This window comes from Sphingomonas sp. SORGH_AS_0870, from assembly GCF_031453175.1.
Lineage (GTDB): Bacteria > Pseudomonadota > Alphaproteobacteria > Sphingomonadales > Sphingomonadaceae > Sphingomonas.
Map to the genome: position 1 here is coordinate 3,945,180 of NZ_JAVIYW010000002.1, position 9,821 is coordinate 3,955,000.

General features: G+C 61.1%; 8 protein-coding genes, 1 tRNA gene, 2 rRNA genes and 1 other annotated feature (1 of these 12 only partly in view). Of the genes, 5 read left to right on the forward strand and 6 right to left on the reverse strand.

What is annotated here, in order from left to right; translation table 11 throughout:
• Positions 1–96: 96 nt before the first annotated feature.
• The 3 genes from QE363_RS18320 to QE363_RS18330 are packed head-to-tail and all read left to right on the forward strand — an operon-like array spanning position 97 to position 1,911.
• Complete coding sequence (locus QE363_RS18320; RefSeq protein ID WP_261271353.1) at positions 97–585, forward strand: MarR family winged helix-turn-helix transcriptional regulator; 489 nt, start codon at positions 97–99, stop codon at positions 583–585.
• Positions 582–1,466, forward strand: a complete 885-nt coding sequence (locus tag QE363_RS18325; protein WP_261271354.1) for an SDR family oxidoreductase — start codon at positions 582–584, stop codon at positions 1,464–1,466. Before QE363_RS18320 ends, QE363_RS18325 begins: the two co-directional genes overlap by 4 nt.
• A 40-nt stretch (positions 1,467–1,506) precedes the next feature.
• Complete coding sequence (locus tag QE363_RS18330) at positions 1,507–1,911, forward strand: nuclear transport factor 2 family protein (protein ID WP_261271355.1); 405 nt, start codon at positions 1,507–1,509, stop codon at positions 1,909–1,911.
• A gap of 44 nt (positions 1,912–1,955) precedes the next feature.
• Here the strand turns inward: QE363_RS18330 and QE363_RS18335 are convergent, their stop codons facing one another.
• Both QE363_RS18335 and QE363_RS18340 read right to left on the reverse strand, forming a co-directional pair.
• Positions 1,956–2,282: a hypothetical protein gene (locus QE363_RS18335; RefSeq protein WP_261271356.1), complete on the reverse strand. Its 327-nt coding sequence runs from the start codon at positions 2,280–2,282 to the stop codon at positions 1,956–1,958.
• Between the two features lie 179 nt (positions 2,283–2,461).
• Positions 2,462–2,638: a hypothetical protein gene (locus QE363_RS18340; RefSeq protein WP_309697601.1), complete on the reverse strand. Its 177-nt coding sequence runs from the start codon at positions 2,636–2,638 to the stop codon at positions 2,462–2,464.
• 140 nt (positions 2,639–2,778) lie between these two features.
• On the opposite strand from QE363_RS18340, the gene QE363_RS18345 reads away from it, so the two are divergent.
• Positions 2,779–3,536 (forward strand): IS5 family transposase gene (locus QE363_RS18345; RefSeq protein WP_309691860.1). Its coding sequence is split into 2 segments (ribosomal slippage): positions 2,779–3,112 and positions 3,112–3,536, totalling 759 coding nucleotides; the frame shifts between segments, so codons are not numbered across the junction.
• Here the strand turns inward: QE363_RS18345 and QE363_RS18350 are convergent.
• A complete protein-coding gene (locus QE363_RS18350) occupies positions 3,467–5,392 on the reverse strand; it encodes a DUF4238 domain-containing protein (protein WP_309697603.1) in 1,926 nt (641 codons plus the stop codon). The genes QE363_RS18345 and QE363_RS18350 overlap by 70 nt on opposite strands.
• Positions 5,393–5,823: 431 nt before the next feature.
• On the opposite strand from QE363_RS18350, the gene QE363_RS18355 reads away from it, so the two are divergent.
• Positions 5,824–7,055 (forward strand): IS3 family transposase gene (locus QE363_RS18355; protein ID WP_309690612.1). Its coding sequence is split into 2 segments (ribosomal slippage): positions 5,824–6,115 and positions 6,115–7,055, totalling 1,233 coding nucleotides; the frame shifts between segments, so codons are not numbered across the junction.
• Positions 6,108–6,224, forward strand: a sequence feature (AL1L pseudoknot). It overlaps the preceding gene by 117 nt.
• A gap of 424 nt (positions 7,056–7,479) precedes the next feature.
• On the opposite strand, the gene QE363_RS18360 is transcribed toward QE363_RS18355, so the two are convergent.
• The 3 genes from QE363_RS18360 to QE363_RS18370 all read right to left on the reverse strand — a co-directional run.
• Positions 7,480–7,556 (reverse strand) — tRNA-Met (locus QE363_RS18360).
• Positions 7,557–7,611: 55 nt separating this feature from the next.
• A 5S ribosomal RNA gene (rrf, locus tag QE363_RS18365) occupies positions 7,612–7,726 on the reverse strand.
• A 126-nt stretch (positions 7,727–7,852) separates the two neighbouring features.
• Positions 7,853–9,821, reverse strand: a 23S ribosomal RNA gene (locus QE363_RS18370); it runs 823 nt beyond the window's last position.

Consider the following 9,821-nt stretch of genomic DNA (forward strand, 5'->3'; position numbering starts at 1 on the left):
CAGGGGCCATCGGCAGGCTGACGATGTTTCAAGCGGAACGATCACGTTCACCTCTAGTTATGACAATATACTGTCATTTTGAGTTGTGCATATCGCATGAACGACACTCCTACGGAAGCACGCGAGCTCGCACTTGCCATTTTCGCTGCCAACGGGCGCCTAGTGAGTGCCGGCAATACGCTAGTCGAGCATCTCGACCTCACCAGTGCTTGGTGGCAGGTGCTCGCGGCGCTGCGCTATTCGCCAACGCCGCTGACGGTCGCGTCGATCGCGCGATCGATGGGGCTGACCCGGCAGGCGGTGCAACGGATCGTCGATCTTCTCGCGGAGATGGGTTTGGTGGCGTTCCAGCCCAATCCGCAGCACCTCCGCGCCAAGCTCGTCACGCTGACGACGGCCGGGAGCGAGGCGGTGGCAGGCGCCGAGAACGCCGTCGCGCCGATCGATAGGGCGATCGTCGATGAGATCGGACCGGCCCGCATCCGTGATGCCATTACCACGCTTCAGGCAATGGTCGCCATCATCTCTGAGCGCCTCGACGAGCGGGACGCTCCCTCGACATCTCGGAAAGGACCCTCATCATGATCCTCATTTCCGGTGCAACCGGTGGCATCGGCGGTGAAATCTGCCGCTTGCTAGGCCAGGCAGGCACGCCGTTCCGCGCGATGGCCCGCCAGCAGGCGCAGGTAGACGCCTTTCGAAAAAAAGGGACCGACGCGGTGCTCGGCGATTTCGACCGGTCTGAGACGTTGCCAGTCGCGATGAGGGGCATTGACACGATGTTCCTGATCACGCCGCCCAACCAGCGCCAGTTCGAGCAGGAAATCGCTGGGATCGACGCTGCTCGCCAGGCCGGCGTCCGCCGCATCGTCAAGCTGTCGGCTTCCGACGCCAATATCCGCTCGACTGTGCCCTGGGCGCGGACGCACGCCCGGATCGACCATCATCTGCGTGCGTCGAGGGTCGAATGGACGATCCTGAAGCCCACTGCGTTCATGCAGAACTTCCTGTGGTTCAAGGATGCTATCGCCAAGGGCTTCCTGCCGCAGGTCGCAGGCAAGGGGTCCGTGTCATGGGTCGACACCCGCGACGTGGCGCGGGTCGCCGCCACGGTCCTGAGCCAGGACGGTCATGCCCGCGCGACCTATTTCCTCACGGGTCCAGAAACGCTCGACATGAAGGCGGCGGCCGAGTGCCTCGGCACGGTCGCGGGGCGCAGGGTCCGCTATCTCGACTTGCCCAATCCATTGTTTGCCGCGCTGCTGCGCGTGACCGGCAATTCACGCTGGATGACCAAGGGCCTCGTCGCCCAGTTCGCCGACGTCGTCGCCGGGCATCACGACATCGATCCTACCTTCGAGATCGAACGGCTGACCGGCACCCCGCCACACGACTTCACCGCCTTCGTGCGTGATCACCGCGATCAATTCGTCGGCTCGCCGAGGCAGCGCGCGAAGGCTGCCTGACACCGAGGGCGTATCGCCTTCCATGATTTGGAGAATGGCCATGAGCCCGCAACGAAATATCGAGATCGCCCGAACGCTGCTGGAGGGCATCGGGCAAGGCCGTGACCCCGAGGAAATTGCCGCGCCTTTTGCGGAGGACCTAGTGTTCGAGGTTCAAGGCGATGCCGATGCCATGCCGTGGATCGGGCAGCGGACGGGGCGTCAGGCGATGGTCGACTTCCTGCGCGACCTGCGTGCGCTGACCGAGCCGCTGTCGTTCGATGTCGACGATATCCTGGCCAGCGACGACCGCGCCGCGATCGTTGGCGCACTTCAGACGCGGATCAAGGCAACGGGCAAGGTGATGGCATCGCAATTCGCGATCGTGCTGACCATCTCCGACGGCGTCGTCACCCGGTTTCAAATGCTCGAGGACACCCTCGCCCTGTCGCGTGCCGCTCGATAGTACGCCAGTGGCTGCGTCTCCATCCGAACGAACGGCCGCTCCCATCACCGAACGTGCGAGCCGTAAAGAAGGAGATCGACAAGATGGGCGATGGGGTTCGCCGATGCGCTGTCCTGTTCCACGGCGATCGCGATGGCGCTCCCCACGCAGACGATGTCGTCAAAACCGGCATCGCGGCGCAGGATGCCGGCATCCTGCGCGTGCAGGAGGAGCCGCTGGCCCTCGGCAGTGATCGCGGTGCAGCTCGGGCTGCCGTGCTGGCTAACGGTTCCCAGCGACGCAGCCAGACTTTGGTAGACGCTGGTGTTGCGCGCGAGCTCGTTCAGGAACTGGCGTAGCGCATCTCCGGGCCCGGGTGTGGCAGCGTGCACCGAATTAGTGGAGCGGTCCGAGGTCTGAGCAGACCCACAACACGATGTTCGGCGGTCGTTTCGCGCTCCCCAACTTCGGACGCCCATTCATGTTCGCCCGACACCTCAACTCGCATTGGCGAAAAGGGGGGCTGAGCGGTACTTCGATTGTCGGTCCGCTGATGTCATATTCGGACTAGCTACATAGTATCTGCATCGGCAGCGTCCGCGCTATCGGCTGGCAGCTGAGAATGGGCCAGCATCCAATCGAAGTCGGACCAGTGGGGAACCTCGACGCGTCCGAGGCCGTCGTCATCCCAGAAGAAAATGGCGCCGAGGAGAAAGAGGCGACGAATATGCTGGTTCAGCACCAGCATTTCCGCCTGCGCGGGGTATTTCGTGCTCTCCCTCCAAATCGAAGGTAGATCGCTGCGAAGAAGATCGAACCAGTTTGCTAGGGTCAGGACCCATTGATGTGAGGGCGGCAATCTGATTCAGGCTCCGCGAGGAGACCGGAATGAGTGACCTGTTTTGGCTGACGGACGAGCAGATGGAACGGCTGCGTCCGTTCTTTCCCAAGAGCCACGGCAAGCCGCGTGTTGATGACCGTAAGGTGTTGAGCGGCATCGTGTTCGTCAACCGCAACGGGCTGCGCTGGCGCGATGCGCCCGCCGCCTATGGCCCGCCCAAGACACTCTATAACCGGTGGAAGCGCTGGGGAGAGGCAGGCGTATTCACCCGAATGATGGAAGGCTTGGCAGCGGCGGACGCTGAGCCGAATACGGTGATGATCGACGCGACCTACCTCAAGGCGCACCGCACGGCATCGAGCCTGCGGGTAAAAAAGGGGACCTCGGCCGCCTGATCGGCCGTACCAAAGGCGGCATGAACACCAAGCTCCATGCCATCGCCGATGCAAACGGCCGCCCGTTGAGCTTCTTCATGACGGCGGGCCAAGTCAGCGACTACACCGGCGCGGCAGCGCTGCTCGACGACATGCCCAAGGCGCAATGGCTGCTCGGCGACCGCGGCTACGACGCCGACTGGTTCAGAGACGCGCTCCAGGCAAAAGGCATTCAGCCGTGCATCCCGGGCCGGCGATCCCGCAACGAGCCCGTCAGGTACGATAAGCGCCGCTACCGGCGCCGCAGCCGCATCGAGATCATGTTCGGTCGCCTCAAAGACTGGCGACGCGTCGCAACCCGTTACGATCGCTGCCCCACGGCCTTCTTCTCGGCCGTCGCCCTTGCTGCCACCGTCATCTTCTGGCTGTGATCAACGAGTCCTGACCCTAGGCCCCGTTCGGCGAGCATCGCTTCCAGCGCGAAATCACGGTCGTCCCCGCTGTGACTTGTGACTGCACACGCTAGCTCGAACAACTCGGACACGGCCTCGCCTGCATCATGGATCAACCTGTCGACATCACCGTGGATACGATAGGCTCGGCGGATACCAACGAGATCGTCGGCGATCGTGGCCAGACGATCGCGAAGCTGATCTCGGTGGATGTTCTTCAACTCAGGATCAAGAAGCCCAGCATACCCGCTGACCAACCATGCCTTCCAGCCGGGAAGGGAGTACCGGAAGAGCAGCGCGTCGACCTGATCACCCTCAGTCACCCCACCTTCGAAGACCTTGTTGATCAACGCCATGGCGCCTAGGCGGGCTAGCTGCCCCAATACGACGCTTGCTGCCCATCCGAACGAAAGATCGTCCTCGCCGAGCAGACCTGCCGCTACGCTGTCCCTGAGCACAATGGCGACACCATCGACGCCGTCCTGCTCGATGTTGACGTTGTAGGCGATGCTGAGTCCTGCCGCAGAAGGTACGGGAGGAGCCTCGATGGTGTCGAACCTACCTCGAACCAACGAGCTCAACGCACCGTCATAGTCAGAGTTGATGATGATACGTCGCAGGGTCGAGATGTCGAACCGCGATCTTGCCAATCCCAAAATCTGGCCGATGACGGCGTTTAGCCGGCGCCCTCCCTCCTGATCCACACAGTCGGTATGCAACTCAACCTGACCCAGCGGTTCGCTTGCCCAATCGGCAGGCTGCTCGGTCCGAGTTGGGTGTGCCTCTGCAACGGTCACGCGGAAGCTGGCCGCAGTTTGCTCAAGCGACTGACTGAGCAACGCCGCGGTCCCGGATCCCATCTTTGTAGCCGCGAGCTCTAGTGCCGGGCTGACCTCGGAGCCGACGAAGAAGGAAAGGCAATGAGGTATCGCGGCTTCGTTGAAGTTGGACGTGTCCGCAGTGACCTCGCCGAGGCTGCCGATCAGAGCGCGCCGTGGTGACAGCGGCATCATCACGACCTCCAGTTCGTCTTTTCCAAGCTCCAGCAGGGACCCCGCAACGCCATTGCTATTCCAGCCGAGCGCCACGAAGTCGGGCAAGATCAGACGATCGCCGTCGATGTCGTCGACGCGCCAAGTGAATTGCTCCAGCATCTCGACCCGTTCTTGCGGAGCGAGCGAGGCACTGAGCGCGCGTGCGTGCGCGTCCCTCGCCTCAAGGGGGCCGTGCGCTTGGAATCGTGACACCACCTCCTCGATGGCGCCTGACATCTCACCATAGCTGGCGGAAGAGTTTTCACGGAGCATGGCGTGGGCAATCGGAATGAATGCGGCTGGGGGCACTCCCATGGCGGAGATGATCGGGTTGTCGGCAATGTGTTCCTCGAACACCTTGCGAAACTGGGGACCGGGCGTTTTGTCAGCTGCGCCGAGCAGCGCGGCAACCTTCTCCTCGCTGCCGAATAGGTCGCCAACCAAGCCAGCCATAGCTGAAGCGCCGGCCTGCATGATGCCACGAACATGGTCGTTCCGGACGAGCAGATGCGTCACCACTCTCGCGGCCGTTTGGGGGGACGCTGAACCGCTCGTCGCGTTCAGCTCAGCCAAGTCACTTGCAAGCCCGTTCTCATAACGGGTGATCACATCGTCGAGTGTGTCGGCACCGCCTTGTGCCAGGTCGGAATAGAAGAAACGCTCAGCCGCGACGTCCTCGACGGGCGAGGTATAGCTTCGATCAGCACGGAACACACGCACTCGCGCCACCTTGCTGGTTGCGTTCATTCGAAACGCGCGGAGCAACATGCGAGGGATGAAGTGCTGTTTCGATCCTGACATCTTTCGAATTTAGGACAGGGAACAGGCGCAGGCGAGAGCCAACAGCAATCCAACTGGAATGGTATTTGCCGGCTGTGTCACTTTGAAGCACCAGCTATAGGATCTCAGCGGGTGTAGCCAATTTTCGGCGTAAGACGACATTTCCGGCACCTCATCGGAATGGCGCAGTTTGGTCTTGAGCAGACGCCTTGCCGGACCACGACGACAGACCCGGTTTCGAACGCGCGGTGCAGCGAACTCAAATCCTGACTGGCGACATCCATGGATGTGTGCTGCCTACCCGAAAATAGCTCGTGCAATCCCGAGCGCTCGGCTCATTCTTGTTCGCATGGCACCTGACATTGGCGATGCCCCTCGTCGGGGCTGACAATCTTAGCGGATTGAACCGCGCCGGGTTTGTCGGAGGCCCCAACTCCTGAGAGGAAGGGGCTATGACGAGCAAGACGACGAACAAGTTTTCGCCTGAGGTGCGCGCGCGTGCGGTGCGGATGGTGCTGGACCATGAGAAGGATCACCCGTCGCGCTGGGCAGCGGTGGTATCGATCGCGGCGAAGATCGGATGTGCAGGCCAGACGCTGCACGAGTGGGTGAAGAAGGCCGAGATCGACAGTGGCGCCCGCGCCGGGGTGCCGAGCGATGTTGCCGCCCGGATGAAGGCGCTGGAACGCGAGAACCGCGAGCTGCGCCAGGCCAACGAGATCCTGCGTAAGGCGTCGGCGTATTTTGCGATGGCGGAGCTCGACCGCCGAGTGAAGTGATGGTGTCGTTCATCGACGCGCATCGCAAGGCGTACGGGGTCGAGCCGATCTGCCGGGTCCTGCCGATCGCCCCGTCCACCTATCATGCTCATGCAGCCAGGAGGATTGAGCCGACCAGACGGTCGGCTCGGGTTCGGCGTGACGATGCGCTCGGACCGGAGGTGCGCCGCGTGTTCGAGGAGAACTTCCGCGTCTACGGCGTGCGCAAGGTCTGGCGGCAACTGCGACGCGAAGGGTTCGACGTCGCTCGCTGCACTGTTGCCCGCCTGATGCGGGCGATGGGTCTGGCCGGCGTGATGCGCGGCAAGCCGGTGCGCACCACTGTCGGCGACAGGACGGCCCTATGCCCGCTCGACCGGGTGAACCGGCAGTTCCGCGCGCCAGCACCGAACATGCTGTGGGTATCGGACTTCACCTACGTCGCGACCTGGGCGGGGTTCGTCTACGTGGCGTTCGTCATCGACACCTACGCCCGCCGGATCGTTGGCTGGCGCGCCAGTCGGAGCGCACATGCCGGCTTCGTCTTGGATGCGCTCGAGCAGGCGCTACATGACCGACGGCCGATGCGGGGTGGCGGCCTCGTCCACCATTCCGACCGCGGCAGCCAGTACGTGTCCATCAAGTACACCGAGCGCCTGGCCGAAGCGGGCATCGAGCCGTCAGTCGGCAGCGTCGGCGACAGCTATGACAACGCTTTGGCGGAAACCATCAACGGCCTCTACAAGGCCGAGGTGATCTACCGCCGCGGGCCGTGGCGAAGCTTCGAGGCGGTCGAGTACGCCACGCTGGAATGGGTGGACTGGTTCAATCATCGCCGGCTGCTCGAGCCTATCGGCAACATTCCGCCCGCCGAGGCCGAAGAGCAATACTATGCTGCCGCGAACATCGTCGATATGTCAGCGTGACTCACATCCAACGGCCTCCGGCAAACCCGGCGCGGTTCAATCTATATGAAAATCTGCTGGCGGGTATTGCAAGCCCTGCCCTCCGTCAGATGATCAACGAACGGGAAGGGGAAAAGGCCCGCCTGATCTCGCGAAACGCTAACGTCGACAGAGGGGGGGGCTCGCAACCCCCGCTTCCAACGCCATCCGTTCTGCAGGCCCAGTTTCGGGCGCGGATCGCCGACCTGCGCACCACGCTGGCAGATCCTGTGGTACGCGGGCAGGCTGCATCAATCATGTCGCGGCTTATCGAGATGCGTGACGATCTATCCGGATGCACCGGAGGGTCCTGCAGCGGAGGTGGTGGCCAGCGTAGCGTCGCTGGTGGCGTACGCCATAAACGACAACGCCGCCCGTGAGGGCGGCGCGTCGAGTTCTATAGCGTTGGTTGCGGGGGCAGGATTTGAACCTGCGGCCTTCAGGTTATGAGCCTGACGAGCTACCGGGCTGCTCCACCCCGCGGAGGTGTTTTGCAGGGACGAATGTGAATGGGTTTTGTGTATACGCGGACTATAATGCCTGGCGACGCCCTACTCTTCCACTGCTTGAGCAGTAGTACCATTGGCGCAGTCGGGTTTCACGGCCGAGTTCGGGATGGGATCGGGTGGGACACCGACGCTATGGCCACCAGGCAATAGAGTCCGCGAATACTGACCCCGCTTTGTGGGCGGGGTGATGGGTATAAAATCGATGCACCTGGCTTGGTAATGACCGCACCCTGCCATCTAGCCCAGGGCTGATGGTGGGGGTGTGGAGCTCTCAAGCGCGAATAGGACAATTAGTATCGGTTAGCTCCATGCGTTACCGCACTTCCACATCCGATCTATCGAGGTCGTGGTCTTCGACCGTCCTGAGAAATCTTATCTTGAGGGAGGCTTCCCGCTTAGATGCTTTCAGCGGTTATCCCGTCCGTACATAGCTACCCTGCTGCGCCGTTGGCACGACGACAGGTACACCAGAGGTACGTTCAACCCGGTCCTCTCGTACTAGGGTCAACTCCTCTCAAATTTCGACGCCCACGGCAGATAGGGACCAAACTGTCTCGCGACGTTCTGAACCCAGCTCACGTACCACTTTAATTGGCGAACAGCCAAACCCTTGGGACCTGCTCCAGCCCCAGGATGTGATGAGCCGACATCGAGGTGCCAAACAACCCCGTCGATATGAGCTCTTGGGGGTTATCAGCCTGTTATCCCCGGCGTACCTTTTATCCGTTGAGCGATGGCCCTTCCACGAGGGACCACCGGATCACTATGACCGACTTTCGTCTCTGCTCGACTTGTCAGTCTCGCAGTCAGGCTGGCTTATGCCATTGCACTCTAACAGCCGGTTTCCAACCGGCCTGAGCCAACCTTCGCGCGCCTCCGTTACTCTTTAGGAGGCGACCGCCCCAGTCAAACTACCCGCCACAGAGGGTCCCTGTACCGGTTTCACGGTACGAGGTTAGACATTAAACAACAACAGGGTGGTATTTCACCTATGGCTCCACATCGGCTGGCGCCAATGCTTCAAAGCCTCCCACCTATGCTACACAGTTCTTGTCCAATGCCACTCTGAAGCTGCAGTAAAGGTGCACGGGGTCTTTCCGTCTAACCGCGGGTACTCCGCATCTTCACGGAGAATTCAATTTCGCTGAGCATGTCCTGGAGACAGTGGGGAAGTCGTTACGCCATTCGTGCAGGTCGGAACTTACCCGACAAGGAATTTCGCTACCTTAGGACCGTTATAGTTACGGCCGCCGTTTACCTGGGCTTCATTTCAGAGCTTGCACTCCTCCACTTAACCTTCAGGCACCGGGCAGGCGTCAGGCCCTATACGTCGTCTTGAAGCCGACTTAGCAGAGCCCTGTGTTTTTGCTAAACAGTCGCTACCCCCTGGCCTGTGCCCCCCATGAGAGCTTGCGCTTACATGGGGCCTCCTTCTTCCGAAGGTACGGAGGCAATTTGCCGAGTTCCTTCAGGACACTTCTCTCAAGCGCCTTGGTATACTCTACCTGACCACCTGTGTCGGTTTCGGGTACGGTCTATACGGTGGGGCTATTTCCCGGGACCTCTTCGAGGCACGTCCAATCCGATAAGGACGTACAACACACGAGATCCGTCACACACCACCAGGCCCACGAATATTAACGTGGTTCCCATCGACTACCCCCTTCGGGCTCGTCTTAGGGGCCGGCTCACCCTGCGCGGATTAGCCTTGCGCAGGAACCCTTGGTCTTTCGGCGAGAGGGCATCTCACCCTCTTTATCGCTACTCATGTCTGCATTCGCACTTCCGATACCTCCACGACCCATTACCAGATCGCTTCGCAGGCTTACGGAACGCTCCGCTACCGCGTGCACTTGCGTGCACACCCTAAGCTTCGGTGCGTGTCTTGAGCCCCGTTACATCTTCGCCGCAGAAACCCTTGTTTAGACCAGTGAGCTGTTACGCTTTCTTTAAAGGATGGCTGCTTCTAAGCCAACCTCCTGGTTGTTTTGGGATTTCCACATGCTTTCCCACTTAGACACGACTTGGGGACCTTAGCTGTAGGTCAGGGCTGTTTCCCTTTTGACGACGGACCTTAGCACCCGCCGTCTGTCTCCCGAGTATCACTCATAGGTATTCGGAGTTTGGTTAGTATTGGTAGATCTCGCGACCCCCGCAACCATCCAGTGCTCTACCCCCTATGGTGTCCGCTCGAGGCACTACCTCAATAGTTTTCGCGGAGAACCAGCTATTTCCCGGC